Annotated in this window: 33 protein-coding genes; 25 read left to right on the top strand and 8 right to left on the bottom strand. The window is 41.3% G+C overall.

The genetic code is table 11. From position 1 onward, the window contains the following. Nucleotides 1-6: 6 nt before the first annotated feature. From E3D81_RS17120 to E3D81_RS17055, 14 genes are all read left to right on the top strand, one after another. Nucleotides 7-663 carry a DedA family protein gene (locus E3D81_RS17120; protein ID WP_099365137.1) on the top strand — a complete coding sequence of 219 codons (657 nt, stop codon included), beginning with the start codon at nt 7-9 and terminating at the stop codon, nt 661-663. 71 nt (nt 664-734) lie between these two features. Beyond that, nucleotides 735-1,379 carry a DedA family protein gene (locus E3D81_RS17115; protein ID WP_134778350.1) on the top strand — a complete coding sequence of 215 codons (645 nt, stop codon included), beginning with the start codon at nt 735-737 and terminating at the stop codon, nt 1,377-1,379. A gap of 58 nt (nt 1,380-1,437) precedes the next feature. Then, nucleotides 1,438-2,010, top strand: a complete 573-nt coding sequence (locus E3D81_RS17110) for a CAP domain-containing protein (protein ID WP_245153247.1) — start codon at nt 1,438-1,440, stop codon at nt 2,008-2,010. Between the two features lie 40 nt (nt 2,011-2,050). Next, nucleotides 2,051-2,923 carry a YicC/YloC family endoribonuclease gene (locus tag E3D81_RS17105; RefSeq protein WP_134778348.1) on the top strand — a complete coding sequence of 291 codons (873 nt, stop codon included), beginning with the start codon at nt 2,051-2,053 and terminating at the stop codon, nt 2,921-2,923. 1 nt (nt 2,924) lies between these two features. Further along, entirely contained in the window at nt 2,925-3,494 is a 570-nt protein-coding gene (gmk, locus tag E3D81_RS17100) for a guanylate kinase (protein WP_099365133.1), read from the top strand. A 2-nt stretch (nt 3,495-3,496) separates the two neighbouring features. Beyond that, a complete protein-coding gene (gene nadD / locus E3D81_RS17095; RefSeq protein ID WP_134778347.1) occupies nt 3,497-4,075 on the top strand; it encodes a nicotinate (nicotinamide) nucleotide adenylyltransferase in 579 nt (192 codons plus the stop codon). Nucleotides 4,076-4,146: 71 nt separating this feature from the next. Continuing rightward, nucleotides 4,147-4,926 carry a 5'/3'-nucleotidase SurE gene (gene surE / locus E3D81_RS17090; RefSeq protein ID WP_134778346.1) on the top strand — a complete coding sequence of 260 codons (780 nt, stop codon included), beginning with the start codon at nt 4,147-4,149 and terminating at the stop codon, nt 4,924-4,926. After that, nucleotides 4,927-5,244 carry a hypothetical protein gene (locus E3D81_RS17085; RefSeq protein WP_134778345.1) on the top strand — a complete coding sequence of 106 codons (318 nt, stop codon included), beginning with the start codon at nt 4,927-4,929 and terminating at the stop codon, nt 5,242-5,244. It begins immediately after the preceding gene. After that, on the top strand, nt 5,207-6,076 hold the full coding sequence (locus E3D81_RS17080) for a 1,4-dihydroxy-6-naphthoate synthase (protein ID WP_134778344.1): 870 nt from the start codon (nt 5,207-5,209) through the stop codon (nt 6,074-6,076). The genes E3D81_RS17085 and E3D81_RS17080 overlap by 38 nt, the downstream gene beginning before the upstream one ends. Before the next feature lie 129 nt (nt 6,077-6,205). Next, nucleotides 6,206-9,502 carry a preprotein translocase subunit SecA gene (gene secA / locus E3D81_RS17075; RefSeq protein WP_134778343.1) on the top strand — a complete coding sequence of 1,099 codons (3,297 nt, stop codon included), beginning with the start codon at nt 6,206-6,208 and terminating at the stop codon, nt 9,500-9,502. A 5-nt stretch (nt 9,503-9,507) separates the two neighbouring features. Beyond that, complete coding sequence (locus E3D81_RS17070) at nt 9,508-9,963, top strand: SPOR domain-containing protein (protein ID WP_099365128.1); 456 nt, start codon at nt 9,508-9,510, stop codon at nt 9,961-9,963. A gap of 12 nt (nt 9,964-9,975) precedes the next feature. Beyond that, entirely contained in the window at nt 9,976-11,166 is a 1,191-nt protein-coding gene (locus E3D81_RS17065; protein WP_099365127.1) for a M20 family metallopeptidase, read from the top strand. A gap of 3 nt (nt 11,167-11,169) precedes the next feature. Continuing rightward, a complete protein-coding gene (locus tag E3D81_RS17060) occupies nt 11,170-11,736 on the top strand; it encodes a hypothetical protein (protein ID WP_099365126.1) in 567 nt (188 codons plus the stop codon). Further along, nucleotides 11,733-12,221, top strand: coding sequence for a GNAT family N-acetyltransferase (locus E3D81_RS17055; protein WP_134778342.1), 489 nt, complete (start codon nt 11,733-11,735; stop codon nt 12,219-12,221). Before E3D81_RS17060 ends, E3D81_RS17055 begins: the two co-directional genes overlap by 4 nt. Before the next feature lie 4 nt (nt 12,222-12,225). Here E3D81_RS17055 and E3D81_RS17050 read toward each other — a convergent pair whose 3' ends face one another. Then, on the bottom strand, nt 12,226-13,533 hold the full coding sequence (locus E3D81_RS17050) for a M20/M25/M40 family metallo-hydrolase (protein ID WP_099365124.1): 1,308 nt from the start codon (nt 13,531-13,533) through the stop codon (nt 12,226-12,228). A gap of 124 nt (nt 13,534-13,657) precedes the next feature. Here E3D81_RS17050 and E3D81_RS17045 point away from each other — a divergent pair, with 124 nt between their 5' ends. The 3 genes from E3D81_RS17045 to E3D81_RS17030 all read left to right on the top strand — a co-directional run bounded on the left by E3D81_RS17045 (nt 13,658) and on the right by E3D81_RS17030 (nt 16,177). Further along, the gene (locus tag E3D81_RS17045) at nt 13,658-13,972 is read left to right on the top strand and encodes a rhodanese-like domain-containing protein (protein WP_099365123.1); all 315 of its coding nucleotides are present in this window, start codon (nt 13,658-13,660) and stop codon (nt 13,970-13,972) included. A gap of 199 nt (nt 13,973-14,171) precedes the next feature. Then, nucleotides 14,172-15,596: a Glu/Leu/Phe/Val family dehydrogenase gene (locus tag E3D81_RS17040; RefSeq protein ID WP_099365122.1), complete on the top strand. Its 1,425-nt coding sequence runs from the start codon at nt 14,172-14,174 to the stop codon at nt 15,594-15,596. A 332-nt stretch (nt 15,597-15,928) separates the two neighbouring features. Next, on the top strand, nt 15,929-16,177 hold the full coding sequence (locus E3D81_RS17030) for a DUF6358 family protein (RefSeq protein WP_099365120.1): 249 nt from the start codon (nt 15,929-15,931) through the stop codon (nt 16,175-16,177). A 23-nt stretch (nt 16,178-16,200) separates the two neighbouring features. Here E3D81_RS17030 and gcvT read toward each other — a convergent pair whose 3' ends face one another. The 5 genes from gcvT to E3D81_RS17005 all read right to left on the bottom strand — a co-directional run bounded on the left by gcvT (nt 16,201) and on the right by E3D81_RS17005 (nt 19,642). Further along, nucleotides 16,201-17,280: a glycine cleavage system aminomethyltransferase GcvT gene (gene gcvT / locus E3D81_RS17025; protein WP_134778341.1), complete on the bottom strand. Its 1,080-nt coding sequence runs from the start codon at nt 17,278-17,280 to the stop codon at nt 16,201-16,203. A gap of 81 nt (nt 17,281-17,361) precedes the next feature. Then, the gene (locus E3D81_RS17020) at nt 17,362-18,045 is read right to left on the bottom strand and encodes a pseudouridine synthase (protein ID WP_134778340.1); all 684 of its coding nucleotides are present in this window, start codon (nt 18,043-18,045) and stop codon (nt 17,362-17,364) included. Then, nucleotides 18,045-18,413, bottom strand: a complete 369-nt coding sequence (locus tag E3D81_RS17015) for a DUF4359 domain-containing protein (protein WP_134778339.1) — start codon at nt 18,411-18,413, stop codon at nt 18,045-18,047. Before E3D81_RS17015 ends, E3D81_RS17020 begins: the two co-directional genes overlap by 1 nt. A 31-nt stretch (nt 18,414-18,444) precedes the next feature. Beyond that, complete coding sequence (locus E3D81_RS17010) at nt 18,445-18,924, bottom strand: DUF4112 domain-containing protein (protein ID WP_099365116.1); 480 nt, start codon at nt 18,922-18,924, stop codon at nt 18,445-18,447. 1 nt (nt 18,925) lies between these two features. Then, the gene (locus tag E3D81_RS17005; RefSeq protein WP_134778338.1) at nt 18,926-19,642 is read right to left on the bottom strand and encodes an SIMPL domain-containing protein; all 717 of its coding nucleotides are present in this window, start codon (nt 19,640-19,642) and stop codon (nt 18,926-18,928) included. Nucleotides 19,643-19,788: 146 nt separating this feature from the next. On the opposite strand from E3D81_RS17005, the gene E3D81_RS17000 reads away from it, so the two are divergent. Beyond that, nucleotides 19,789-19,980 carry a cold-shock protein gene (locus E3D81_RS17000; RefSeq protein WP_099365114.1) on the top strand — a complete coding sequence of 64 codons (192 nt, stop codon included), beginning with the start codon at nt 19,789-19,791 and terminating at the stop codon, nt 19,978-19,980. Between the two features lie 84 nt (nt 19,981-20,064). On the opposite strand, the gene recO is transcribed toward E3D81_RS17000, so the two are convergent. Together recO and E3D81_RS16990 are read right to left on the bottom strand one after the other, a co-directional pair. Further along, nucleotides 20,065-20,781 carry a DNA repair protein RecO gene (gene recO / locus E3D81_RS16995; RefSeq protein ID WP_134778337.1) on the bottom strand — a complete coding sequence of 239 codons (717 nt, stop codon included), beginning with the start codon at nt 20,779-20,781 and terminating at the stop codon, nt 20,065-20,067. Nucleotides 20,782-20,786: 5 nt separating this feature from the next. Continuing rightward, nucleotides 20,787-21,029, bottom strand: a complete 243-nt coding sequence (locus tag E3D81_RS16990) for a signal peptidase (protein ID WP_134778336.1) — start codon at nt 21,027-21,029, stop codon at nt 20,787-20,789. A gap of 204 nt (nt 21,030-21,233) precedes the next feature. Here E3D81_RS16990 and rpmB point away from each other — a divergent pair, with 204 nt between their 5' ends. The 7 genes from rpmB (at nt 21,234) to E3D81_RS16955 (ending at nt 26,645) form a co-directional block, all read left to right on the top strand. Next, nucleotides 21,234-21,467 carry a 50S ribosomal protein L28 gene (rpmB, locus tag E3D81_RS16985; protein ID WP_093100019.1) on the top strand — a complete coding sequence of 78 codons (234 nt, stop codon included), beginning with the start codon at nt 21,234-21,236 and terminating at the stop codon, nt 21,465-21,467. A gap of 74 nt (nt 21,468-21,541) precedes the next feature. Further along, a complete protein-coding gene (gene rpmG / locus E3D81_RS16980; RefSeq protein ID WP_002998409.1) occupies nt 21,542-21,724 on the top strand; it encodes a 50S ribosomal protein L33 in 183 nt (60 codons plus the stop codon). Between the two features lie 42 nt (nt 21,725-21,766). Continuing rightward, the gene (locus E3D81_RS16975) at nt 21,767-21,928 is read left to right on the top strand and encodes a DUF4295 domain-containing protein (protein ID WP_099365111.1); all 162 of its coding nucleotides are present in this window, start codon (nt 21,767-21,769) and stop codon (nt 21,926-21,928) included. Nucleotides 21,929-22,071: 143 nt separating this feature from the next. After that, nucleotides 22,072-23,034, top strand: coding sequence for a signal recognition particle-docking protein FtsY (gene ftsY, locus E3D81_RS16970; protein WP_134778335.1), 963 nt, complete (start codon nt 22,072-22,074; stop codon nt 23,032-23,034). Between the two features lie 37 nt (nt 23,035-23,071). Further along, nucleotides 23,072-24,406, top strand: a complete 1,335-nt coding sequence (gene rimO / locus E3D81_RS16965; RefSeq protein ID WP_134778334.1) for a 30S ribosomal protein S12 methylthiotransferase RimO — start codon at nt 23,072-23,074, stop codon at nt 24,404-24,406. A gap of 37 nt (nt 24,407-24,443) precedes the next feature. After that, nucleotides 24,444-26,033 carry a bacillithiol biosynthesis cysteine-adding enzyme BshC gene (gene bshC / locus E3D81_RS16960; RefSeq protein ID WP_134778333.1) on the top strand — a complete coding sequence of 530 codons (1,590 nt, stop codon included), beginning with the start codon at nt 24,444-24,446 and terminating at the stop codon, nt 26,031-26,033. A 9-nt stretch (nt 26,034-26,042) separates the two neighbouring features. Next, the gene (locus tag E3D81_RS16955; RefSeq protein WP_134778332.1) at nt 26,043-26,645 is read left to right on the top strand and encodes a Crp/Fnr family transcriptional regulator; all 603 of its coding nucleotides are present in this window, start codon (nt 26,043-26,045) and stop codon (nt 26,643-26,645) included. Nucleotides 26,646-26,652 lie beyond the last annotated feature (7 nt).

Here is a 26,652-nt window from a genome sequence, read left to right as displayed (position 1 = left end):
AAGACCTTGGATTTTATATACGCGATTATTGACTTTATTCTCCACATTGATGACCATTTGGTGGAGATTGTCAACAACTATCAGACCTGGACCTACCTGATCCTATTTTTAATCATCTTTGCGGAAACGGGATTGGTGGTTACTCCATTCCTTCCTGGGGATTCCTTGTTGTTCGCAACAGGTGCCATCATTGCGAAACCGGAAACGGATCTGAATGTATTTGTGATGTGGATACTGTTGATGGTGGCGGGAATTATCGGAGATATGGTCAATTATCATATTGGAAAATACATTGGTCCAAAAGCCTTCAGCGGAAAATATAAGTTCCTGAAAAAGGAATATTTAGAGAAAACGGAGAAATTCTATGAGAAATATGGTGGCAAGACGATCATTTATGCGCGTTTTGTGCCCATCATCCGAACTTTTGCGCCATTTGTGGCTGGAGTAGGATCGATGTCTTATGCGAAATTTGCCTCTTATAATGTTATCGGAGCGATCCTTTGGGTTACCTCCTTTTTATTCATCGGTTATTTCTTTGGTGGATTGCCTATTATTAAAGACAACTTTACCATCGTGATATTTGCTATTATATTCTTATCCATGCTGCCTCCGATCATTGAGGTGGTAAAGGAAAAATATGGAAAAAAGAAGGAAGCTCAATAAGCTTCCTTTTTTGTTTTAATGGCTTGGTAATTGGTGCAATTGTTGTGTAGGTAATACTACTTTTTACTATTATGGAATTCATATCTGCCCTCATTGATTTTATTCTTCATATCGATAAACACCTGATCCAAATCACACAAGAATATCAGGCTTGGACCTATCTTATTTTATTCCTGATCATATTTGCAGAAACGGGTCTGGTGGTGACACCATTTTTACCGGGAGATTCCGTTCTATTTGCGATGGGCGCTTTGATCGCAAAACCGGAGACCAACCTGAGTTTAGGGATCATGATCCTGCTGTTGATATTCGCAGCCATTTTAGGGGATTTTGTGAACTATGAAATAGGGAAGCATTTTGGAAGCCGGGTGTTCAAGCCGGGCTCTAAAATATTTAAACCCGCTTATTTGGAGAAAACGCAGCAATTTTATGAGAAGTATGGTCTGGAAACCATTATCTATGCCCGTTTTGTTCCGATCGTGCGCACATTCGCTCCGTTTGTGGCAGGTATAGTCAGGATGCCTTATCGCAAATTTGGGCTATACAATATTGTGGGCGGTATATTATGGGTATCTCTATTTCTTATTGGAGGATATTTTTTCGGTCAGATTCCACTGGTGAAGAATAATTTTTCCATTGTTGTCCTGTTGATCATCCTGATATCCCTCTTACCGGCTATTATCGAGATCTTCTGGAATAAGAAAACAGCTTCCTAATTCCTTTTTGAATTAAACGCTTCGTTTGCAAAACAGTCTTTATAGAAAATACATGCCTATGCGATTCGTTTTACTTGCACTCCTATTGTGGGTGAACCCTATTTTTGCCCAGAAATCCATTAAGACCGACCGTCGGGAAGCGAAGAAGGCTTTTGAATACCTGAATGATTTCCGAAGTAATCCGGACCGGTATGCAAGGGATTTGGGAATATCCAGATTAAAGAACGTGACTCGGACGAGGTTGGTCTGGAACGATCGATTGGCAAAAGTGGCGGAGGCTAGGGCATACGATATGGCCAAGCGGAATTATTTTGACCATGTGGATCCGGATGGTTATGGCCCGAACTACCATATTCATCAAGGAGGCTACAGCCTGAATCCGGATTGGTTGAAGAAGCGGCGGGATAATAGTTTTGAGTCTATTGGGGCCAATCATGAAACGGCCGTAGATGTGATCAAGTCTTTTATTATCGGTAGAGGGTCTCCGGGTTTCATGCATAGAAAACATGTGTTGGGCATGACGGATTGGTATGGATCTTTGAAGGATATCGGGATAGGTTTTGTCCGCGTTCCGAAAGGGTCTACCTATAAAACCTATATGGTGGTACTGATCGCCAAACATGATTGGTAATTAAGAAAAAACTTTAGGCTAAGATTTTATACCTTTGCATATGATAAAATCGATGACAGGTTATGGTATGGGAACCGCTGAGAATGGTTCTGTAAAATATACCGTAGAAATAAAATCGCTAAATTCTAAATTTTTAGAGCTTAATCTGCGTTTACCGAAAGCGGTTTCCGACAAGGAACTATTCCTTCGTGGGGAATGCAGCAAATTGATCGAACGCGGAAAAGTGAACATCAGTGTTTCTACTGAATATGTAGACCAAACCGCCAAGGCAGCTAGCATCAATGCCGATTTACTCAAAGAATATTACCAACAATTACAGCAGATCGCTTTTCAATTGGGCGATAGCAAAGCGAACATGCTTGAACTTGCCTTGAATATGCCGGAGGTGATCAGCAACAACGATGAGGTGGATGAGGAAGAGGGAAAAGTGCTGGTAACAGCTTTCCATGCTGCCGTAAAACAATTCAATAATTTCCGTGAAGACGAAGGTGTTGTGCTTAAAGTAGACTTGGCGCATCGTGTGGAATTGATTTTATCTCACCTGACCGAAGTTGAATCCGTTGAAGGAAGCCGTATCCCATTGATTCGCGAACGCATCAACCAATATATGGAAGAAGCGGTTGGGAAAGAAAATGTGGATATGAACCGTTTCGAGCAGGAATTGGTATTTTACATCGAAAAACTGGATATTACGGAAGAAAAAGTAAGGCTGCGCAGCCATTGCAACTATTTTATCCAAGCCTTGAATTCCAATGATTCCAATGGTAAAAAATTAGGGTTTATTTCGCAGGAAATGGGCCGTGAGATCAATACCTTGGGTTCAAAAGCGAATAATGCGCAGATCCAGCAGATCGTGGTAAAGATGAAGGATGAGCTGGAAAAAATCAAAGAACAATTATTAAACGTTTTATAGCATGAGCGGGAAGCTATTGATATTCTCTGCCCCTTCTGGCGCAGGAAAAACCACTATCGTAAAAAGATTACTGGAAAAACATGGCGATAAGATCTCATTTTCCATTTCGGCAAGTACGAGAGCACCTCGTGGGCAGGAAGAAAATGGGGTGGATTATTACTTCATCTCTACCGATGATTTCTTGCATAAGGTAGCGAAGCATGAGTTCATTGAATTTGAGGAAGTTTATTCGGGCACATTTTACGGCACTCTACGTTCTGAAGTTGAGCGAATTTGGGATGCTGGGAAACATGTTATTTTTGATATCGATGTAGTGGGTGGTTTGCGCTTGAAGTCTAAATTCCCGGATCAGGCATTGTCGATATTTGTGAATCCACCTTCCTTGGAGGTCTTGAAAGAGCGTTTGAAGGGCAGAGGGACGGATTCGGAGGAAAAGCTGCAGGAACGTTTTGCGAAAGCGGAATTGGAGTTGTCCTATGCGGATAAATTTGATGTGATCTTGCAGAACAATGATCTGGAGACCGCTTGTGCGGAGGCCGAGCGATTGGTGTTGGATTTCATTAATTCATAAGTATGGCAAATAAGGTTGGATTGTTTTTTGGTTCATTCAACCCCATTCATATTGGGCATCTGATCATTGCCAACTATATGGCGAATTATACTTCTTTGGATGAGGTTTGGTTTGTGGTCTCGCCACAGAACCCTTTCAAGGATAAAAAGAGCTTAGGGAATATCTATGATCGTTTGGAAATGGTAAATCTGGCCATTGAAGGCGCGGATAACCTGAAAGCGAGTGATATTGAGTTCCATTTGCCTCAACCTTCCTATACGATTGATACCTTGGTTCATTTAGCGGAGAAATTTCCGACGAAGGAGTTTGTGTTGATCATGGGTGAGGATAACCTACAGGGATTCCATAAATGGAAGAATGCCGAAGTGATCTTGAGGGATTATAAAATTATTGTTTATCCAAGGCCGGGTTATGATGGTGGTGCATTGAAGAGCCATGCATCTGTCACAATGACCGAAACACCTGTCATGGAACTGTCATCTACTTTTTTGAGGCAGGCGATTAAGGAGAAAAAATCGATTAAGTTTTATACGCCGGATGCGGTGATTGATTTTATTGATAAGAAGGGATTGTATTCTTAAAAATATTAGTAATTTAATATAAGGTTGATTTCGGAAGGAATCAACCTTTTGTTTTTTTCTTAACTTCGCATATGACAAAAAAGAAACCTACCATCTTGGTAGTTAACGATGATGGCATCACGGCTCCTGGCATCAAGGTGCTATTGGAAGTGATGCAGGAATTGGGAGAAGTGGTGGTTGTGGCGCCTGATAGCCCACAATCGGGAATGGGACATGCCATTACCATTGGCAAGCCGCTTCGATTGGATAAAATCGACCTATATCCTGGAGTAGAAATGTATAAATGCTCCGGTACACCTGTAGACTGTGTTAAACTTGCTGTTAACAAGATATTCAAGGGAAAAAAACCTGACCTATGTGTATCGGGAATCAACCATGGGCTTAACTATTCCATCAATGTTCTTTATTCCGGAACGATGTCTGCTGCGGTAGAGGGGGCAATAGAAGGGATTCCATCGGTTGGCTATTCGCTAGATGATTTCGCCTACAATGCCGATTTTTCCCATACAAGACCTTACGTAAAAGCAATAGCGATGCAGGTTTTGGAACATGGACTCCCTAAAAACAGTCTACTGAACGTGAATTTCCCTAATGTGAAAAAGGAAATAAAGGGCATAAAAGTATGTCGGCAAGCAAATGCCAAGTGGTTTGAGGAGTTTGATGAGCGCCTAGACCCTTACCAAAGGGAATATTTCTGGATGACGGGTAAGTTTGATCTACAGGATCGAGGCGAAGATACCGATGCTTATGCCATCAACAATGGTTTTGTTTCGATCGTTCCTACGCAATTTGATATGACGGCACACCATGTGATTCCGGAGTTGAATTCATGGAGTTTTGATATTAAATAGATGAAGAATAATTTATTGATCGGCTTTGTGCTGGGCTTAATTTTTCCGGTCTTGGCCTTTTTTCTGACCAAGCATACGGATGTTCAGATGCAGCTTTTCCCCGATAAGCCAACAGGATTGTATGTTATTGCGGGAGCCATCAACCTGATGAGCTGTTATGTTTGCTATAAAAAAGGATTGGATAAAGTTGGAAACGGTTTTGTGTTGGCTACCTTTCTAGGCATGTTGCTGATGGTCTTCAGCAAAACCTTGTTCATTCCAACGGAAAAAGATGAAGAATATGGAATTAACATTAGGGTTTTCACCCTGTCCGAATGATACGTTTATATTTGATGCGTTGATCCACAATAAGATAGCTTGTGATGATCTGTCGTTTCACGTGGAATATCATGATGTGGAGACCTTGAATGAAAAGGCTTTCCGTGGAGAGTTGGATATCACCAAGTTGAGCTACCATGCATTTGCTTATGCCACAGAGGATTATGAACTTTTGGACGCGGGAAGTGCTTTAGGCTTTGGTGTTGGACCTTTGTTGATCAGCAAGGATCCTGCTTTGGCCGAAGAGCTGCGTGCTTATGCCGGCAAACCTCTTCCAGAACACTTTCTTGGGCTGAAAGTGGGCATTCCTGGAAAATATACTACAGCCAATTTCTTATTAGGATTGGCCTATCCGGAGCTGACCAATAAGCAGGAAATGGTTTTTTCGGATATTGAAAAATCTGTTCTGGATGGTTCTATCGATATTGGCCTGATCATACACGAAAATAGGTTCACTTATATGGATCGTGGGCTGTACAAAATCCAGGATCTTGGCGATTATTGGGAGAAAACAACTGGCTCCCCGATTCCATTGGGAGGTATTGTGATCAAAAGATCATTGCCTGAGGAGGTAAAGCTCCAGGTGAATCGGTTATTAAGGGAAAGTGTGGCTTTTGCATTTGCCAACCCCAAATCAGGGATTGACTATATCCGTTCTCATGCGCAGGAAATGGATGAAGCCGTGATGTACAAGCACATCGAACTGTATGTGAACAAATATTCAGAGGATCTTGGAGAAGAGGGTAAAAAAGCTGTAATTGAATTGTTTGAACAGGCTAGGGCCAACAATTTAATTCCTTCGAGCACTAAAAGTATATTTTTAGTAAAATAATTGATAAAAAAGGTTTTGGGTTTTGTTAGTTATCAACCTTAATAACTAAATTTGCCCGATTAGTGTCAAAATGTCTGCATCTTTTGTTTGGAGTCATTATTGTACAAGCGATTACAGAAATAAAAAATTATGTTAAAGTTTTTAAGTAAATTATTCGGTAGTAAGTCTGAGCGAGATATCAAGGCTATCATGCCTTTAGTAAATAAAATCAAGGAAGAGTATGAGAAATTGGCTGGCTTATCACATGATGAGCTTCGTGCGAAAACTCAAGATTTTAAAAATAGAATCAGCGCTTACTTGCAAGACATAGATAATGAAATCGCAGATTTAAAAAAGAATGCAGACTCGACAGAGGATATGGAAGAAAAAACTTCCATATACGATAAGATCGATAAATTAACAAAAGACCGTGATAAAAAGCTTGAGGAAGTATTGTTAGAGATATTGCCTGAAGCTTTTGCTGTTGTTAAGGATACGGCTCGCCGTTTTACCGTAAACAAGGCAATCGAAGTTACGGCTTCTGATTTTGATAGAGAAATTGCTGCCCGCAAACCGAACGTGACCATCAATGGCGATAAAGCTGTTTGGCAGAACTCTTGGTTAGCGGCAGGAACCGAGGTAACCTGGAACATGATCCACTACGACGTACAGTTGATCGGTGGTATTGTGTTGCACCAAGGAAAGATCGCGGAGATGTCTACGGGTGAGGGTAAAACCTTGGTAGGAACACTACCAACCTATTTGAATGCATTGGCTGGTCAAGGTATCCACATCGTAACGGTGAATGATTACTTGGCACGTCGTGACTCGGAGTGGAACGGACCAATCTTTGAATTCCACGGAATGAGTGTGGATTGTATCGACAAGCACCAACCGAACTCCCCACAACGTCGTCAAGCCTACCTAAGCGATATCGTTTATGGTACGAACAACGAATTTGGTTTCGATTATCTACGTGATAACATGACCAATACGAAAGAAGCCATGGTTCAACGTAAATTGCACTTTGCGATGATCGATGAGGTGGATTCGGTATTGATCGATGACGCGCGTACGCCTTTGATCATTTCTGGTCCTATCCCAATGGGCGACCAACATGAATTCCATCAGTTGAAACCAAGGATCGAACGTTTGGTAAATGCACAGAAAGCATACATCAACACAGTATTGAACGAAGCGAAGAAAGCGATTGCAGCTGGAGATACGGATGTGGAGAAAGGTGGTTTAGCTTTATTACGTGCTTACCGTGGTTTGCCAAAGAACAAAGCGTTGATCAAATTCCTATCCGAAAGTAATCACCGTCAGGTATTGCAGAAGGTAGAGAACTACTATATGCAAGAGCAGAACCGCCAGATGCCTAAAGCTGATGCGGAATTGTTCTTTGTAATCGATGAGAAAAACAACCAAGTAGAACTTACGGAGAAAGGTATTGAACTGATCACGGCTACAGGTGAGGATCCAAGCTTCTTCATTCTACCGGATGTAGGTTCGGAGATTGCAGAAATCGAGAAAATGGATGTTGCTTTGGAAGAGAAAGCCGCTAAAAAAGAAGAGTTGATGCGTGATTATTCCATCAAATCGGAGCGTATCCATTCGATTAACCAACTTTTAAAAGCGTATACCCTATTCGAACGCGATGACCAATACATCGTGGATGAAGGTAAGGTGAAGATCGTTGATGAGCAGACCGGTCGTATCATGGATGGCCGTCGTTATTCTGACGGATTGCACCAAGCGATCGAGGCTAAGGAAAACGTGAAGGTAGAAGATGCTACGCAGACCTATGCAACGATTACCCTTCAAAACTACTTCCGTATGTACCACAAATTATCAGGTATGACGGGTACCGCTTCTACAGAAGCTGGTGAGTTATGGGAAATCTACAAGCTAGATGTTGTTGAAATTCCAACAAATAAACCAATTCAACGTGATGACCGTCAAGATTTCATCTACCGTACAGCACGTGAAAAATATAATGCCGTAGCGCAAGAGATCCAAAAATTGACAGAAGAGCATAGACCAGTATTGGTGGGTACTACTTCGGTTGAGATTTCGGAATTATTAAGCCGTATGTTGAAATTACGTGGTATCAAGCACAATGTCTTGAACGCGAAATTGCACCAGAAAGAGGCTGATATCGTTGCGGAAGCGGGACGTCCGGGACAAGTAACGATTGCTACCAACATGGCGGGTCGTGGTACGGATATTAAGCTTATTGAAGAAGTTATCAATGTGGGTGGTTTAGCGATCATCGGTACAGAGCGCCATGAGTCTCGTCGTGTTGACCGTCAGTTAAGAGGTCGTGCGGGCCGTCAAGGAGATCCGGGTTCTTCCCAATTCTTTGTTTCCTTGGAAGATCCATTGATGCGTTTATTTGCATCGGAGCGTATTTCGAACCTGATGGTTAAAATGGGTGTTGAAGAAGGCGAAGTAATGCAACATAGCATGTTGACCAAATCTATCGAACGTGCGCAACGTAAGGTAGAGGAGAACAACTTCGGTATTCGTAAGCGTCTATTGGAATATGATGACGTGATGAACTCCCAACGTTCTGTAATCTATACCAAACGGAAGAATGCTTTATTTGGAGAGCGTTTAGACGTGGATTTGAACAATACCATCTATGATGTTGTTGAAGATGTGGTATTACAGGCGAAAGAAGATAATTCTTACGATGAGTTCCAAATTGAGGTGATCCGTATTTTTGCGGTTAACCCAGAAATCTCCCAAGAAGAATTCAGCAGCAGCACAGCGAACAGCTTGGTAGAGAAACTGTTTGATCAGGTTATCAATTTCTATCACCGTAAATCGGAGCAAGTGGCTACACAGACCTTGCCTGTGTTGACCAATGTGCTTGCTGAGCGTGGTGGAATGATCGAAAATATTATAATTCCATTTACAGATGGTATTCGTGGCATCCAAGTTGCTACAAATTTGGTTAAAGCTGTAGAAACTGAGGGTAAAGAAGTTTTCAAATCATTTGAAAAGGGAATTGTGTTGGCATTGATCGATGAGGCTTGGAAAGAGCACTTACGTGAGATGGATGATTTAAAACAATCTGTTCAGAATGCGGTTTATGAACAAAAGGATCCGATCATTATTTATAAGATGGAAGCCTATAACTTGTTCAAAACCATGTTAGCAGGTATGAACAAAGATATCGTCAGCTTCTTGTTCAAAGGAGAAATCCCTGGACAGGAGCAACAACCGCAGAACATTCAGGCAGCACGCCCAGAGCAAAAGGTAAAAGTAGTGGAATCTAAAGCGGAAATCAGCTCTCCGACTGGTGTTAGTGAAGAGGATCTGAATACTCAGGAGCCTCAGGTAACTCAGCCGATCCGTAAAGAGCAAGCGATTGGAAGAAACGACGAATGTCCTTGTGGTTCTGGTCAGAAATATAAGAACTGTCACGGAAAACAAGCATAAATAAAATGATTAATAAAGGATTTATTGTAGGTTGCATCATCTTATTGTCTACACAGATTACGAAGGCACAGGATGGAAAAGTAGAGGTAGTAAAGGACACATTGATTAGCCTATTACAAGACTTCAGAGCATTTCATGCAATAAATCCAACTGCTTCTAAAGCACCAGTAAGTTTGGAACCTAAAATCTTGGACAAATCGAAGGCACGCCGGGTGAAAGTGCGAGGTTTTAGGGTACAGATTTATTCTGGTGGTAATAGGAATGAAGCAACCAATGTTCAGAATAGCTTTATTCGCCAAAACCCTGATATGAACGCTTATCTTGATTACGTGGAACCGAATTACAGGGTAAAAGTTGGTGATTTTACCAGCCGTTCTGAAGCTACAGCATACATGAGACGTCTTCGTGGTACATACAGCAATGTATTTGTATTTGTAGAGGATGTCTGGACGTGGCAATAGTGGAGGAAAATCATGTCATCAATCAAATCCAGGATTCAAGAGCTAGCGCAATCCTATTTTCAAGATACGGTCAATAACCGTAGGTTTCTACACCAAAATCCAGAACTTTCTTTTGAGGAATACCAAACATCTGCCTTTGTAAAAAGGGTTTTGGATGATTTGCAGATCCCTTATGAATCCATGGCAAACACGGGAGTGGTGGCCTTGATAAAAGGTGATTTACCGTCTGACAAGGTATTGGCCTTGCGTGCGGACATGGACGCTCTACCGATCACCGAGGTAGAAGGACGCAGCTATGGTTCACAGAACATTGGCGTAATGCATGCCTGTGGGCATGATGTGCACACTTCTTCCCTATTGGGTGTTGCGAAGATTTTATCAAGTTTAAGAGGTGACTTTGGAGGAACGGTCAAACTGATTTTCCAACCTGGAGAAGAACGTTTGCCGGGAGGAGCTTCCCTGATGATCAAAGAAGGGGTATTGCAGAACCCAAGCCCTCAAGGTATTGTTGGTCAGCATGTGATGCCTTTCATCGAGGCAGGTAAAGTTGGCTTTCGATCCGGTAAATATATGGCCTCCTGCGATGAGTTGTTCATGACGGTTCGCGGAAAAGGTGGTCATGGCGCTCAACCCCATCAAAATATCGATCCAATTGCGATAACCGCACAAATCATCACGGCTATGCAGCAGATTGTTAGCCGCAATGCCGATCCACGTACGCCTTCGGTTTTATCCTGGGGTAAGATCGTGGGTAATGGCGCTACGAACGTTATTCCAGATGAGGTTTACTTGGAAGGAACGTTTCGTACGTTTGATGAGGCTTGGCGTGCAGATGCGCATGAGAAGATGCTGAAGATGGCGGTAGGTATTGCAGAAAGTATGGGTGCAAGTTGTGATTTTGAGGTACGTAAGGGCTATCCTTTCTTGATCAATGAACCGGTTATTACGGAAAAGGCACGTTCTTATGCCGTTGAATATTTAGGAGCAGATAACGTGTTGGAACTGGATCTATGGCCTGCAGCGGAGGATTTTGCCTATTATTCTCAGGAAACCAATGCCTGCTTCTATCGATTGGGTACTGGAAATGTAGAAAAAGGAATCAATTCAGCGGTGCATACCCCGACATTTGATATCGATGAAGAAGCATTGAAAACCAGTATTGGTTTAATGTCTTATATTGCTGTTTCCTATTTAGCGGATTAGGCCATGTCTTCCCACCACATCGTTCGAGAAAACCAAGAGCCTGCTTTATTTATTGGAGATCCACATCTTTTGGCGGATGAATATGTCAATCAATTGTTGGAGTGGAGCCCAACCATTATTACTTTATCTTTCCATTACGAAACGCTTAAATCCAGAGGGATCAAGATCGATGTGCTTTTGAATTCGGAGGAGTTGATTCGGGAGGAATTGGAGGAAAATCTAGTGGTTATTCCTTATTGGGAGGATTATTTGGCGGTGCTTTTCCAATATTTGAAAGAGCGGAAGAATTATGCCGTGAACCTGATTATGGATCAGATAGGTTGCAAGGACCTTCTGCCCTATCTGCCTGATTTCACAGTCAATGTTTTTAATGGATCGTATAAGTTGATCTTCATCAAACAGTATGATAAATGGTTGCCGGAAGGCTATCAATTATGGATCCCTGATTCGGAGTCTCTTCGTATTTCGAACGTGCGATGGATTACTGAAAGCCTATTCGAGGTTGAATCGGATGGTTTTGTAAAGATTGCCCCTTTGTCGGATTACATCATGTTAGGAGAAGAATTATGATTAAGATTATTCCAGCGACCGTAAATGATGCCCGGATCATCCACGAATTGGCCCATGCCATCTGGTATCCGACCTATAAGGATGTGATCAGCCTAGATCAGATTGATTTTATGTTGGAGAAATCCTATACGGAGGAAGCACTTATTGCGGCGATGGAAGCTGATGTTTCCTTTTATATCTTATTAGAAAGAGGCTTTCCGGTGGGTTTCATGTCCTTGGAACCGCAAAAGGAATGTTTACGAATCGGGAAACTTTATCTTTTGCCCAATACGCAGGGAAAGGGATATGGTAAGGTGTTTATTGATTTTGCCGCCGAACAGGCTCTGAAAGCTGGAATTACTGCGCTCGAACTGAATGTCAATAGAAATAATCCGGCTTATGGCTTCTACCTAAAACAGGATTTTGAGGTAGTAGAGTCTGTGGATATCCCCTACTACCAATATGTTCTGAACGATTATGTGATGCGCAAGCCGCTTCAACCCTAATGTATTAATCTCTTAATTTTTCTACACGAGAAGGTGTCTGTTCGCCTTTGATGATCCCTCCCAATCCTGCTGCAATAGCTTCAATACTCGATTTGATATTCTGGATATCCAAGGTTTCTACTTCATCATCCACGGTATGGTAATAGATGTCCTTATCGATCTGGGATGTAGAGAAAGTATGCGCAGGTACGCCCAATGCGGCCAGAACTGCATTATCGCTGCGATAGAATAGGTTCTGTGTTTTGTAAGGATCCGGATGGAACGTAAAAGCGGAACCCTTAAGGTTTTCCTGCATCAGTTTGCCTAAGTTGGAGGCATCATATCCGGTGATGTAAAGGCTGTTCGGCCCAAACTTCGAATCCTTTCCGATCATTTCGATATTGATCATCGCAACGACCTGCTCCGGATTGATGTTATTGGAGAAATATTTTGAACCAAACATACCGATCTCCTCTCCTGTAAAGGCCACAAAAATCAATGTTCTTTCGTTGTTGTCCAGCTTTTTGTAATATCTCGCCAACTCGATCATAGCTGTTGTGCCGGAAGCATCATCATCTGCCCCATTAGCAATAGAATCCTGGTTAACTGCTGGCAGGATGCCAATATGATCGTAATGTGCAGAAATCACTACATATTCATCTGGTTTTGATTTTCCTGGGATAATACCGGCCACATTGAACATGGGATGTTCGGATTCATTAGTTTTTTGAGATATTTTACGGTTTGCTGGAAGTTCATCCGCAATGATAAAGATCTTTCCTTTTGTGGTTTTCGGAGCCTGTTCCTTGAAATAGATGTTTTCTCTGCCCATCATCCGTTTGAATCTGGCCAAGAAAGCAGCATGCGCCTTATCGACCAAGACAATAGCTTGGTTGGTATCCTTTTGTACAATCTCCCGGAATCTTTTGGAGAAATCCTCCTCAGCTGATATTCTCAGTTGTTTGACATCCACATTATCTTGATGGATTTGTGAAGGATAATTTCCAATGATCAGGAATTCCTCTGGTTTAAGAGCTTTCCCATCAAATTCAACCGACTCTTCCCCTTGTTTTTTTCGAAGGACCTTAAAAGATTGTCTGTAATTCGCTTCTGCATAAGGTTTAAGGCCAATACTTTTGAATTCCGAAGCAATAAAATCGGCTGCTTTCTCGATATCCGGAACGGAAAGGGATGATCTTCCTCGCATATCGTCGGAGGCCAGGGTATTCAATATTCTGGTAATATTTTCTTTGCTGCTGATTTCAGTGGTTTGGGCAAAGGATAGCTGGCAGGCCAATCCTACTCCTAACAAGGAAAGTAATAACTGTTTCATGTTTATGGTAATAAAGTGAACAATAATGTCATAATTTAAATTGTAGGTTTGAATTTAAAAATTTGGACAGACATTTGCTGTAAATGTAGCTGTAAAATTAATTATATTTGATAAAAAGCAGATCATGAAAGAAATAAGTGTTCAAGAATTAAAGGATATGATGGATCACAACGTTGAATTCCAATTAATCGACGTACGTGAGCCATTTGAATATGAAGTATCGAACTTAAACGGTGTAAATATCCCATTATCGGGCGTGGTGATTGAAAAGGACAAGATTTCTAAGGATATTCCTGTTGTTATTCAATGCCGTTCTGGAAAGCGTAGTGCACAGGCAGTTATGCTTCTGGAGCAAGAAGGTTATACCAACCTTTCCAATCTTTCAGGCGGAATTTTGGCTTGGAAGGAAGCCTTTGACCCAGAAATGGATGTTTATTAAGAAATAATATTCAAAGGAAATGCCCAAGTATACTTGGGCATTTTTGTTTTTATAGATTTTCATTGAAGTTCTGTTAAAATAATTTAGGCTTTATTAAAAAAAGATTAAAAATGATGTTTTCTGAGGCTTTGTTGTTATAAAAATTTTAAAAGAACTAACTTTATAATATTATACCAAAATGTAAACAAATACATTATTTATGTCTAAAGAAGCCAATATAACACAGAGTTTCTTCCAAGGAGTAGCACGTAATTTTGACAAGGCTGCAAAATTCACCAAATTCTCTCCAGGAATCCTAGATCAGATCAAAGCATGTAATTCAATTTTAAGGGTAAAGTTTCCGGTGAAGATCGGAGATGGCATCGAAGTGATTGAAGCCTATCGTGTACAGCATTCCCATCACAAGCTGCCGTGTAAAGGTGGTATCCGTTTCAGTATGGAAGTAGATCAGGATGAAGTAATGGCTTTAGCCTCCTTAATGACCTACAAATGTGCCATTGTGAATGTGCCTTTTGGAGGTGCCAAGGGAGGTATTAAGATTGATGCCAAGAAGTATAGCGAATATGAGCTAGAAAAGATCACACGTCGTTATACGACAGAATTAGTGAAAAAGAATTTCATTGGTCCGGGTACAGATGTTCCTGCTCCGGATTACGGTACTGGTGCGCGTGAAATGAGCTGGATCGTGGATACTTACACTACTTTAAATCCAAATGAAATCAATGCTCAGGCCTGTGTGACGGGCAAACCTATTTCCCAAGGTGGTGTTCGTGGTCGTACGGAAGCAACGGGTTTAGGGGTTTTCTTCGGTGTTCGCGAAGCATGTAAGGTGCAGGAGGACATGGATGCCTTAGGTTTGACGGTAGGTGTGGAAGACAAAAGGGTAATCGTTCAAGGGTTAGGCAACGTAGGTTATTATGCGGCTAAATTTTTCCAGGAAGCGGGTTCTAAGCTTGTCGGTTTGATCGAATATGAAGGAGCAATCTATTCAGAAGATGGATTGGATTTGGAGGCTGTTGTGGCGCATCGTAAGCAGACAGGGTCTATTTTAAACTTCCCAGGAGCAACCAATATTGAGGAGTCGGCTAAAGGATTGGAATATCCATGTGATATCTTGATCCCTGCGGCTTTGGAGTCTGTTATTCATAAAGGAAATGCGGATAAGATCCAAGCGAAGATCGTTGGTGAGGCGGCAAATGGTCCATTGACACCTGATGCGGACGAAATCTTCTTGAAAAAAGGAATCATGGTAATTCCAGATATCTATCTGAATGCTGGTGGTGTAACGGTTTCCTATTTTGAGTGGTTGAAAAACCTGAGCCATGTGCGTTACGGACGTTTGGAGAAACGCTTCAGCGAAAATATGTATGCTGAGATCCTGAACATCATTGAATCCATGACGAACCAAAAGGTATCTAAATTGGAAAGAAAGATTATTCTAAGAGGCCCTGATGAGGTTGACTTGGTGTATTCAGGATTGGAAGACACCATGATCGGATCGTACCAGGAGATCCATCAGATCTTGAAAAACACAGAAGGAGTGGATGATCTACGGACTGCTGCCTTTATCTGTGCGATCAATAAAGTGGGCGAATCCTATAAAGAATTAGGCATCTTCCCGTAGGTAAGCGTTATTATCCTTACCTTTGTTAGTATGAACAAGATGTTTCACCAGACTAAGCAGGCATTTATGTTTAGTCTGGTTTTTTATGCTTTATCTTTTCTATTGCTACTTTTTAAGGTAGGCATGGCCCCAATTATGTTCAGCATTTCCATGTTGTTGTCTTTGGTATGGGTAGTGCTGGTGCTCATGGAGATTATGAAATCAGGGCGCATATCGAATTCAGAAAGACTTTTATTAGCCCTATTTATCATCGTATTCAATATTGTCGCTGGAATCGTTTATTTTTACCTTTTGAGGGAACGGGTTACCGGCATTAAAATCATAAAAAAGAAATGACAAAGAAATTTATATTAAACATTGTACTGAATTTATTCATCGTATTCTTGGTACTTAGTGGCTGGGCGGCTTTTAACAGCGGGAATATGTTGATCTTGGGGATTTCCATCGCCTTAATGGTTGTTCTGATCTATTTAAAAGTAGTTTTATTGAAGCAGGTGAAGCGAGAGGTAAAAACGAAGCAGAATGAAAGATTCCAACAACAACAGCAAAGTGTAAAGCATAAAAAAGGGGCTAGAAAATAGCCCCTTTTCAATTATAATTTATTCTATTTTACGAAAGGAGGTTTTTTAACCACCGCTTTGATCGGTTGATTACGGATCGAAATAAAGATTTCGGTTCCTTCTTTTGTAAATGCTGTATCCACATAGCCTAAGCCAACAGATTTTTTAAGGGAAGGTGATTGTGTTCCAGATGTAACACGACCAATTTTATTACCTTCTGCATCTACAATCTCATAATCGTGACGAGGAATACCTCTATCGATCATTTCAAATCCTACCAATTTTTGGGATACTCCTTTTTCCTTTTCTGCTTTCAGGTTTTCCGAGTTTACAAAATCCTTGGTGAATTTAGTAACCCATCCCAAACCTGCAGCTAATGGAGAGGTGTTATCGTCGATATCATTTCCATATAAACAGAAACCCATCTCTAAACGTAGGGTATCACGAGCACCTAAACCGATAGGTTTAATGCCATAAGGCTTACCAGCTTCCATGATCGCATTCCATACTTGTTCTGCATGTTTATTGTCCACATAGATCTCGAAACCACCTGCACCAGTGTAACCTGTAGCAGATACCAATACGTTCTCTACACCTGCAAATACCCCTTTTTGGAAGGAGTAATACTCCATTGGTGCCAATTCGATATCTGTTAAACCTTGAAGTGCATCAGCAGCTTTTGGTCCTTGAACGGCGAATAAGGAAGTTTCGTCGGAGATGTCTTTCATCTCTACGCCAAATTCATTGTATTTGCTGATCCAGTTCCAATCCTTCTCGATGTTGGAAGCATTGACAACCAATAGATAGGTCTGATCGTCGATTTTATAGGTTAAGAAGTCATCAACAACACCACCGGTTTCATTCGGAATGTAGCCATACTGTACTTTTCCATCATAAAGTTTGGAAGCATCGTTTGAAGAGATCTTTTGGATGAGGTCTAGGGCTTTTTCGCCTTTTAGGATAAATTCTCCCATGTGGCTCACATCAAACATACCTACGCCCGTGCGCACGGTTTCATGCTCGTCGTTGATACCTGAATATTGCACAGGCATATTAAAACCAGCAAAAGGAACCATCTTAGCACCCAAAGCGATATGTACGTTTGTTAACGCAGTATTTTTCATGATAATTCAATGAGTTTTAGTTCTTACAAAAATAGGAATTTAAACGACAAAAGGACCTTGTTTTACTAAAAGTTAAGTATACTATAGGGAAATATTCAGGATTTGAAGCGCTTTTTGGAATTCAGGTTGCAATTCGGCCTGTATAAGGATCTCTTTTCCGGTTTTTGGATGGATAAACCTCAATTGGCTCGCATGCAAGAGCATGCTATCGTGGTTAAAAGTTTCTTTCCAAAGTTTGTTCTGTTTGTTGCAGCCGTGTGGCCGATCTCCGATAATGGGATGGAAAATATGGGCAAAATGCCTTCTGAGCTGGTGCATTCTTCCTGTCTGGGACATCGCTTTGACCAAACTGTATCTTGATGTAGGGTGTTTTCCGAAAGGAAGATCGATTTCAGCTTTTCTTAGCAGTTGGTAATGGGTCAATGCATCCTGCAGTACCCCGTTCTCTTTTTTCAGCGGATAATCAATAGTTCCCTGATCTTCTGGATGGCCTCGCAATATGGCCAGGTATTCCTTTTTGACCAGGTTATTGGCGAAAGCCTGTTGGATAAGGCTGTCCATCTCTTTGTTCAGGGAAAACAAGAGCACCCCACCTGTTTTTCGGTCGAGGCGATGGGCCGGGTAAACCGCCTGTCCAATTTGGTCACGGAGTTTTTGTAGGGCAAATTCTGAGGTGTCGGCAGCAATGGATGAACGATGAACCAAAAGACCATGCGGTTTATTGATCGCGATCAGTTCTTCATCCCGGTAAAGAATCTCTAACATTATTGGTTTTTGAGTACTTCGATCAATTTATCTGCTTTTTCATCCAGTTTAGGGCTTATCCAGACTTGGCCAAAGGCCCCTCCACCCACTATGACCTTCTCTCCATTCCAGTTGATCTTCGACAAAGAAAACAGATAATAATTGGAGGTAGTAGTATAGGAATTGACGAATTCGCGGATCACCTGGTCTCCGAAAAGCATCATGCCCAGTTCTACAGCACCTTTATCTTCGTATTTCAATTGCTTTTGCAAGATATCCTTTGCCTTGGTGCTCAAGGCAGCCTCCATTTTTTCTTTGGAAGGGTTGGTGAATACAGCCGCCAACATGATCAGCACTAAGGTTATCGCGAAGATTCTGGTTTTGCTCATGGGGTAAAGTTAATGCTATTTGGGCAGATAACTAAAAAATCAATCCAATTAACCATAAGGTCAATGCATACATCAGGAACAGGAATACCAACACGAAAGCAAATAGGATAATGCCTATGGTCAAAAGAATGCCGACACCAGATCCTTGATGCTTGTTTTCATAATAGTGTTCCCGAAGTAGTTTGATGTTCTTTTCATTTGCCTTGTTGAAAAAATCGAAGATGTTTCCAAGCAAAGGAATGGATCCCAAAATAGCGTCATAGGTTACATTGAGCAACATTTTAATGGTCAGTTTTCCACTTGCCCCGTTTCGGTACATGACCGTTACGAGCACCAGGGAAATGATCAATGTGGCTGCCTGTCCAGCAAATGGGATAAAATTAAGAATGGGGTCTAGGCCAAACTTGAAGTTTCCAATGCGGAAACGACTATCCATTAAAACAGATAGCCGTTCCACCCATTGGAAATCCTGGGATATTCTTTCTTGCTTACTTACGTAGCGATTTTCCATATTATTTTAACTCGAAAACTGCATCAATGTTGCAGGTCAATTTGATAGGACGAATGTTCAGGTCCAAGCCCTCTCCTGCAGCATCCATTTCTGCATTTGCCGTTTTGGCCATGCTGTACATTCTTGGTTGTGGCATGATCTCGTTCCAGTTTACATTACTGTTATCATTGATCATTAAGGCCTTCCCTACCGAACCACCATCAGCATTCGCCAAGATTTCGGCATTCGTACGGGCATCTTTGACCGCTGAGGTTTTCAATTCCTTTTCGATCTGTCTTTTTTGCGAATGATCATAACCGGAAATCGATGTGCTCTGCAGACCTTTAGGATCAACTTCGTCCATCATGGTATTCAGGTTGTTCAAATTAGTTACCTTAATGCGGTACTGTCTAGATTGCAAAAGCTCATTGTTCTTCTTTTTGGTCTCTGCGTTATAGCTATAGATGTTCTGGATGGTAAAATCGTCCTTCCTTACACCATTTTTCATGGCCGCATCAAAAAGCTGCTTTTCCAAGGTTTCGATACTTACCTTCTTCTTGCTGTTCCCATCTTGGTAATATTCTTTCAATGAGATGGATAAGTAAATGATATCCGGGGTTACTTCTTTTTCTGCATAACCACGAGTCGAAACTCTTCTGCTATTTTCCATAAGTGAATTTTGTGCTTGTGTACTAACAACTGCAGTTAATAAAACAAGGAGTGTTAATATTTTTTTCATATTATTTTTTGTTTCTTTAAGGTGATTGACAAAAACCTTTCCAAAATAGACAGATAAAAATTTAGATTGTTTAAAAGGAAAGGGGAAAAAATTAATTCATTTTTAGAAAAAATATAATATCTTTAAAAAAAACAATAATTAATAACATGCAAGAAGGAGTAGTAAAATTCTTTAATGAAGCCAAAGGTTTCGGTTTCATCATTCCAAATTCTGGCGAAGGTGAAATCTTTGTTCACGTTTCAGGATTAGTAGACAAAGTTCGTGAAAAGGATCATGTGTCTTACGAAGTGGAACAAGGCCGTAAAGGTCTTAACGCGGTAAATGTAAAACTTATCTAAGGAATAGATTCAAAATATATTTATTGTGGCAAAGCTCATTGGTTCATCATCAATGGGCTTTTTCATTTGTAGGGAATGGAAAACTTAACTAAAGATTTCCTCCAAGATGTACAAAGCATTCAATTCTCCAAAATTCTCCGTATGCAAACGATAATAATCGATTATTTTCTGTAATAAATACGATCGATCCTCTTTATTTAGTTTTATTTTGTTACAATCGTTAAAATTTGTTTGCAGTATATCCCTTAGAATCTGGCTGTAAGGTTCCTGAATGACCTGTACATGCCCAGGCAAAACCGACCTAAATACCCCCTCTCGAAGATCAAAATAAGGTTTATTGCTGATGGCCGGTCTAAAGCCGAGGTAATGGCTCAATTTCAGGAGGAATACCAGATGGAAGTTGGCAAGTCCTTCAGAACTTTCATCCAACCAGATGATGGCGTTTTCCAGAAAATGAAATAATTGTGGATCGGAATGCTGATGACGCAGCACCTTATATAAAACCTCATTGAGGAACATGGCCAGGGAACTTTTTACGATATCCAAAGGAATGGATCGTAAGGTAGGCACCTGATGCGCCTCTTTTATCCGTTGCAGGCTGCCACCCTCTTTATTATAGACCACCAATTCCAATAAATGCAAGGGTTGCAGCATATTCGTTGGAATCTTGGCCTTAGGCTTCCGAGCGCCATTTATTAAATACGATTGAAGCCCGAGTGCTTCTGTATAAATCTGTGCAACGACAGAGCTCTCCGAATAATTGGTGATCTTTAATGGAATACCCTTGGTTTGGATCAGCATATCCCCTATTCTTTTTCCTGATTCTGTTCTTCCTGTTTTTTATTCCGATTATCGATCAGGGTTTTCCGGTCGATCTTACGAAATATGCGATACACCAAAAGAACAAATCCATATCCAAACAAGATCACTCCTACGGTCATGAGTATCTTATACCAATGATTTTCGGCTTCCATCAGGTCGTAACTGATGTAAACGGCGATTATCCCGGTAATTGCGAGTGATAATCCTTTAACTAGATATTTATTCATTGTGAATTGTTGAAAACTATTGTTGGCAATAGCTATTAATGCTTATGCAAAATACAGTATTTTTGTTGACTTCTACAGACTCCACAGATATTTTTAAAATATTTCCTAAATTTCTATTGTATTTCCCAAAAGAAATATAGATATTTGCACACTCGTTTCTAAGAGACGTTTACAAATAAGAACAACAATAAAAAATCGAATATCATGTCAAGAATTTGTGATTTAACAGGCAAGACGGCATTAAAAGGAAATAACGTATCTCACTCGAACGTTAAAACTAAACGTAAATTCTATCCTAATTTACAGACTAAACGTTTTTACATTCCTGAAGAAGACCGTTGGATTACATTGAAGGTGTCTACATCAGCAATCAAAACTATCAATAAGAACGGTATTACAGCAGCGATCGATAAATTCATCAAAAAAGGTCATATTTAATAGATAGACGCCTGTTGTATCAACAATAATAAGAATCATGAAATTCACCCGTGAGGGTATAAATAAGTAAGACAATGGCAAAAAAAGGAAATAGAGTACAAGTTATCCTTGAGTGTACTGAACACAAAGAAAGTGGTCTTCCGGGAATGTCTCGTTATATTACCACGAAGAACAAAAAGAACACAACTGAGCGTTTGGAATTGAAAAAATTCAACCCAGTATTGAGAAAAGTAACTGTTCATAAAGAAATTAAGTAATTAACTTTGGATAGCGCGCTATCCTGATAAAAATATAATACCATGGCAAAGAAAGCGGTTGCATCATTACAAAAAGGTGGTGGTAAGGAATACACTAAAGTAGTTATCACTACTAAATCTGCAAAAACTGGCGCTTATACTTTCAAAGAAAGTATGGTACACAACGACAAAGTAAAAGAGGTTGTTGCTGCAGCTACAAAATAAGCAGATCGATATTCCTTTTTTTAAAGTTTTTCTTTAAAAATCTTATTCATAGCCGTTTTGGTATATCCAAAAGGGCTTTTTTAGTATCTCGTATTTCAGTATATTTGGTTCAACATCATCCGGTATTATAACACATTAACATCATGGGATTATTTGATTTTTTCAAGAAGAAACAGGAGACCGTAGAGGCACAAGAGGCTTTGGATAAAGGCTTGGAGAAAACCAAAGAGGGGTTCTTTTCCAAGATCACAAGAGCCGTAGTAGGGAAGTCGACCATTGATGATGATGTGTTGGATAACCTGGAGGAAGTATTGGTGACTTCTGATGTCGGTGTTACCACCACATTGAAAATCGTAGACCGTATCCAAAAACGGGTAGCGGAAGATAAATATGTATCTACGGATGATCTTAACCGTTTATTGAAGGATGAGATCCAAGGATTATTGGCCGAGAACAACAGCAATGATTTCGAAACCTTTGAGTATGGAAATCAGAAACCCTATGTGATCATGGTGGTGGGTGTGAATGGCGTTGGCAAAACAACGACCATTGGTAAGTTGGCCCACCAACTGAAAGAAGCAGGAAACAAAGTGGTACTCGGTGCTGCCGATACCTTTAGAGCGGCGGCAGTCGATCAGATCCAGCTTTGGGGAGAACGTGTGGGTGTTCGTGTTGTTGCTCAACCGATGGGGTCCGATCCGGCATCCGTTGCCTATGATACCGTTAAATCGGCGGTAAGTAATGGCGATGATGTAGCGATTATCGATACTGCAGGACGTTTGCACAATAAAGTAGGCTTGATGAACGAGCTGACAAAGATCAAGAATGTGATGCAGAAGGTCATTCCGGATGCTCCGCATGAGATCTTGTTGGTATTGGATGCATCGACGGGCCAAAACGCGATCGAACAGGCAACCCAGTTTACCCAAGCTACCGATGTAAATGCCCTGGCATTGACCAAATTAGATGGAACAGCAAAAGGTGGGGTGGTCATCGGGATTTCAGACCAATTCAAAATACCTGTAAAATATATTGGAGTAGGGGAGAAGATCGGTGATTTACAGTTATTTAACAAAAAAGACTTTGTAGATTCTCTATTCAAATAGGGGTAGATTCTCTATTCATATAGGCTACAACATTCATATGAAAACAAAGAAAGCACAAATCAGTTCAGCGATCCAAAAACCACGCGTCAATGTGGTTACTTTGGGCTGTTCCAAGAATATACACGATAGTGAAGTATTGATGGGTCAATTGAAGGGCAACCAATTAGAGGTTGTTCACGAGGCCAGCAACATCCAATCTTCGGATATCGTGGTCATCAATACCTGTGGATTTATCGATAACGCCAAACAGGAATCCATCGATACGATTCTACAATTCTCCGAATTGAAAGATCAGGGGAAAGTGAACAAGGTGATTGTAACAGGCTGTTTATCCGAACGCTATAAGCCAGAGCTGCAATCGGAGATTCCAAACGTGGATGCCTTTTTCGGGACCAATGATCTTCCGGAATTATTGTCCAGTATCGGAGCGGATTACCGCCACGAATTATTGGGAGAAAGATTATTGACCACGCCTTCCCACTATTCTTATTTCAAGATCGCAGAAGGGTGTAACAGGCCTTGTTCTTTCTGTGCCATTCCTTTAATGCGCGGAAAGCATGTGTCCAAATCCATCGACGACCTGGTAAAGGAAGCTAAATTTTTAGCCTCCAATGGTACCAAAGAATTGATCCTGATTGCTCAGGATCTTACCTATTATGGGTTGGATATTTATGGTAAGCGTAATCTTTCGGACCTGATGCGTCATTTATCGGATGTGGATGGAATCGAATGGATCCGCTTACAATATGCTTATCCTTCTGGATTCCCCATGGATATCCTGGATGCAATGAACGAGCGTTCCAACATCTGTAACTACCTGGATATGCCTTTACAGCATATCTCCGATCATATGTTGACCTCCATGCGCCGCGGTACCAATAAGCAAAAACAGATCGACCTGGTGAACAAAATCAGGGATAAGGTGCCTGATATTGCGTTGAGAACAACCTTGATCTGTGGTTATCCAGGCGAAACAGAAGATGATTTTCAAGAGATGTTGGAATGGGTAGAAGATACCCGTTTCGATCGTTTAGGATGTTTTACCTATTCCCACGAAGAAAAAACCCATGCTTATTCCTTGGAGGACGATGTTCCTGAGGAGGTAAAACAAGAGCGTGTAGACCAGATCATGGAGGTGCAGCAGGAAATTTCCTACGACATCAACCAGACGAAAGTCGGCAAGGAATTTAAGGTCCTGGTGGACCGTGTGGATGGTGATTTCTTTATCGGCCGTACCGAGTACGATTCTCCGGAAGTGGACAACGAAGTGGTATTGGATGCAAAAACAAATTATGCTCGAATAGGAGATTTTGTGCAAGTGAAGGTGGATCGGGCTGAGGACTTCGACCTCTACGGATCTATTGTCAGATAACTTACTCCCTCTTCAATTTAAATAAGACCAGGATTAGATGAAGGCCACTTATATAGACTACAGTGACACCAATAGTTTTTCAAAAACCCTATTGGCCTATTTAGGGAACAATGAAAAATTGGCGCCCTTTTATGGCAATAAGCCTGATATAGCCGGATTTGGGGAGCAGATCAAACTGAAAAAGGGATTTGCTCACCGAGAATTATTGGCCAAGGAACTGAAAGAACAGTATAAGGACCTGTTGGAATCTTCTCCACAGGTGGCCCAACATATTCAATTATTGTCCGATGAAAACACCTTTACGGTAACCACGGGCCATCAATTGAACATCTTTACAGGGCCCCTTTATTTCATCTTCAAGATCGTAACGGCTATCCGTTTAGCAGAGGATCTGAAGAAAGCATACCCCCACAAAGAGTTTGTTCCTGTTTATTGGATGGCTACTGAAGACCACGATTTTGCAGAGATCAACCATACGCGGGTGTATGGCAAAAAGATCGAATGGAACGAAGATGGAGTTTCTGCTACCGGCCGGATGAGCACAGATACCATGGCAGAGGTCGTGAAGCAATACACCAATACGTTTGGATTATCCGATACGGCAACCAAGCTTACCGAGATGGTTCAGGAAGCCTATCTAAAAGGAAGGTCCTTAGCGGATGCCACCCGAGTCTTTGTCAATGAAATCTTCAAAGATTACGGTCTAATTATTATCGATGCTGATAGAAAGGCATTCAAGGAGCTTTTTGCGCCCATCATGACCGAAGATGTCCTACAGGAAAAAAGTTTTAAAGCGATCAACAAGACGTCTGAACAATTGGAGGAGGAGGGTTTTGATACCCAGGTTCATGCGCGGGAAATCAATTTCTTTTACTTAACGGATGAATTCAGGGAGCGTTTGATAAGAACTGAAGACGGACGCTTTGAAGTACTGCATCAGAACCTCTTTTTTACCGAAGCAGAACTCTTGGAAGAGATCAAGAATTTCCCAGAAAGGTTCAGCCCGAACGTGGTCATGCGGCCGATGTACCAAGAGATCATTCTTCCAAACCTGGCCTATATAGGAGGGGGAGCGGAGATTGTCTATTGGTTGCAGCTGAAAGCAAATTTTGATCAATATAGCGTACCTTTCCCGATCCTGATCCCGAGGAACTCGGCCATGATCAGCGACGATGGTTTGGCAAGTAAGATCTTCCGGTTGGATCTTACCTTTAAAAGTATATTCAAGCCCTTGAATTCCCTGAAGAATGAATATGTGAAGCGGAAGACCAAACAGCGCTTGCAGCTTCAGGATGAATGGATGGAAATGAATGCCATTTTTGGACGCATCAAGTTAAGGGCCCATAAGATAGACCCCACTTTGGCGGCAAGTACCGATGCGGTAAAGGCAAGGCTAAAGAAGGCCATGAACAACCTGGAGAAGAAATTCCTGAAAGCGGAAAAGAGAAACCACGAAGATGCCTTGATCCAGATCGAGCGCATCAAGGATAGGTTGTTCCCAGGGGGAGGATTACAGGAACGTACCGATAATTTTGCCGTACTATACCTAAAATACGAGGAAGATTTGGTCAAGGAATTGGTCAAGGCATTCCATCCGTTGGATTTTAAATTCACCATCCTTTATTAGTTTTTTATCATGACGGAAGAACAGTTAAAAGGCAGTAATTTTTATAGATACTATAGTGAAAAGGCTGGCTTAACAGATGCTGATTTCCAGGCCCTTCAGCCGTATTATGAACTGAAGGAGCTTTCGCACAATCAGTATGTGATGCGGTCTGGTGAAGTATGCCGTTCCGTGCTGTTCGTGGAAGAAGGTCTCCTGCAGTTTTTATCCCTGGATGAAAAAGGAGGGGAGCATATCCTTCAGTTCGCCCCGGAAAACTGGTTGATCTCCGATCGTTCCAGCATGTACTTTGATGAACCTTCCTTGTATTTCATAAAGGCCATTGAACCCAGCAAAGTGGTGTTCATTCATCCGAATTTCTTTACAGAAGCCGGTAAACTGAATTTTGATTTCAGCATGTTCACCGAAAGGTCATTGCAACGGAGTATCTATTACCTGCAGAAAAGGATCAACTCCTTGCTGGCGATGACCGCTAAAGAGCGCTATCTGGAGTTCATGGAGCTTTATCCAAGCCTTTTGTTACGGGTTCCACAATGGATGATCGCTTCTTATCTAGGCATTACCCCCGAAAGCTTAAGCCGTGTAAGAAGAGAGATCGCTAAAGACAGTTTTTAAGTAGCAA

Source organism: Sphingobacterium sp. CZ-2 (assembly GCF_004526235.1).
GTDB classification, from domain to species: domain Bacteria; phylum Bacteroidota; class Bacteroidia; order Sphingobacteriales; family Sphingobacteriaceae; genus Sphingobacterium; species Sphingobacterium tenebrionis.
Note: the sequence above shows the minus strand (reverse complement) of the source record. Positions and strands in the feature narration are given on the sequence as shown.

Coding starts and splice junctions, on each gene's coding strand:
- secA (WP_134778343.1), top strand. CDS start 6,206: ATGTTAAAGTTTTTAAGTAAATTATTCGGTAGTAAGTCTGAGCGAGAT.
- E3D81_RS17065 (WP_099365127.1), top strand. CDS start 9,976: ATGTCATCAATCAAATCCAGGATTCAAGAGCTAGCGCAATCCTATTTT.
- E3D81_RS17045 (WP_099365123.1), top strand. CDS start 13,658: ATGAAAGAAATAAGTGTTCAAGAATTAAAGGATATGATGGATCACAAC.
- rpmB (WP_093100019.1), top strand. CDS start 21,234: ATGTCAAGAATTTGTGATTTAACAGGCAAGACGGCATTAAAAGGAAAT.
- E3D81_RS17005 (WP_134778338.1), bottom strand. CDS start 19,642: ATGAAAAAAATATTAACACTCCTTGTTTTATTAACTGCAGTTGTTAGT.
- E3D81_RS17020 (WP_134778340.1), bottom strand. CDS start 18,045: ATGTTAGAGATTCTTTACCGGGATGAAGAACTGATCGCGATCAATAAA.
- E3D81_RS17085 (WP_134778345.1), top strand. CDS start 4,927: ATGAAGAATAATTTATTGATCGGCTTTGTGCTGGGCTTAATTTTTCCG.
- rimO (WP_134778334.1), top strand. CDS start 23,072: ATGAAAACAAAGAAAGCACAAATCAGTTCAGCGATCCAAAAACCACGC.
- E3D81_RS17105 (WP_134778348.1), top strand. CDS start 2,051: ATGATAAAATCGATGACAGGTTATGGTATGGGAACCGCTGAGAATGGT.
- E3D81_RS17030 (WP_099365120.1), top strand. CDS start 15,929: ATGACAAAGAAATTTATATTAAACATTGTACTGAATTTATTCATCGTA.
- E3D81_RS17050 (WP_099365124.1), bottom strand. CDS start 13,533: ATGAAACAGTTATTACTTTCCTTGTTAGGAGTAGGATTGGCCTGCCAG.
- E3D81_RS16955 (WP_134778332.1), top strand. CDS start 26,043: ATGACGGAAGAACAGTTAAAAGGCAGTAATTTTTATAGATACTATAGT.
- bshC (WP_134778333.1), top strand. CDS start 24,444: ATGAAGGCCACTTATATAGACTACAGTGACACCAATAGTTTTTCAAAA.
- E3D81_RS17015 (WP_134778339.1), bottom strand. CDS start 18,413: ATGAGCAAAACCAGAATCTTCGCGATAACCTTAGTGCTGATCATGTTG.
- E3D81_RS16990 (WP_134778336.1), bottom strand. CDS start 21,029: ATGAATAAATATCTAGTTAAAGGATTATCACTCGCAATTACCGGGATA.
- ftsY (WP_134778335.1), top strand. CDS start 22,072: ATGGGATTATTTGATTTTTTCAAGAAGAAACAGGAGACCGTAGAGGCA.
- E3D81_RS17060 (WP_099365126.1), top strand. CDS start 11,170: ATGTCTTCCCACCACATCGTTCGAGAAAACCAAGAGCCTGCTTTATTT.
- gmk (WP_099365133.1), top strand. CDS start 2,925: ATGAGCGGGAAGCTATTGATATTCTCTGCCCCTTCTGGCGCAGGAAAA.
- E3D81_RS17110 (WP_245153247.1), top strand. CDS start 1,438: ATGCGATTCGTTTTACTTGCACTCCTATTGTGGGTGAACCCTATTTTT.
- E3D81_RS16975 (WP_099365111.1), top strand. CDS start 21,767: ATGGCAAAGAAAGCGGTTGCATCATTACAAAAAGGTGGTGGTAAGGAA.
- nadD (WP_134778347.1), top strand. CDS start 3,497: ATGGCAAATAAGGTTGGATTGTTTTTTGGTTCATTCAACCCCATTCAT.
- E3D81_RS17115 (WP_134778350.1), top strand. CDS start 735: ATGGAATTCATATCTGCCCTCATTGATTTTATTCTTCATATCGATAAA.
- recO (WP_134778337.1), bottom strand. CDS start 20,781: ATGCTGATCCAAACCAAGGGTATTCCATTAAAGATCACCAATTATTCG.
- E3D81_RS17040 (WP_099365122.1), top strand. CDS start 14,172: ATGTCTAAAGAAGCCAATATAACACAGAGTTTCTTCCAAGGAGTAGCA.
- E3D81_RS17070 (WP_099365128.1), top strand. CDS start 9,508: ATGATTAATAAAGGATTTATTGTAGGTTGCATCATCTTATTGTCTACA.
- E3D81_RS17055 (WP_134778342.1), top strand. CDS start 11,733: ATGATTAAGATTATTCCAGCGACCGTAAATGATGCCCGGATCATCCAC.
- surE (WP_134778346.1), top strand. CDS start 4,147: ATGACAAAAAAGAAACCTACCATCTTGGTAGTTAACGATGATGGCATC.
- E3D81_RS17080 (WP_134778344.1), top strand. CDS start 5,207: ATGGAATTAACATTAGGGTTTTCACCCTGTCCGAATGATACGTTTATA.
- E3D81_RS17000 (WP_099365114.1), top strand. CDS start 19,789: ATGCAAGAAGGAGTAGTAAAATTCTTTAATGAAGCCAAAGGTTTCGGT.
- E3D81_RS17010 (WP_099365116.1), bottom strand. CDS start 18,924: ATGGAAAATCGCTACGTAAGTAAGCAAGAAAGAATATCCCAGGATTTC.
- rpmG (WP_002998409.1), top strand. CDS start 21,542: ATGGCAAAAAAAGGAAATAGAGTACAAGTTATCCTTGAGTGTACTGAA.
- gcvT (WP_134778341.1), bottom strand. CDS start 17,280: ATGAAAAATACTGCGTTAACAAACGTACATATCGCTTTGGGTGCTAAG.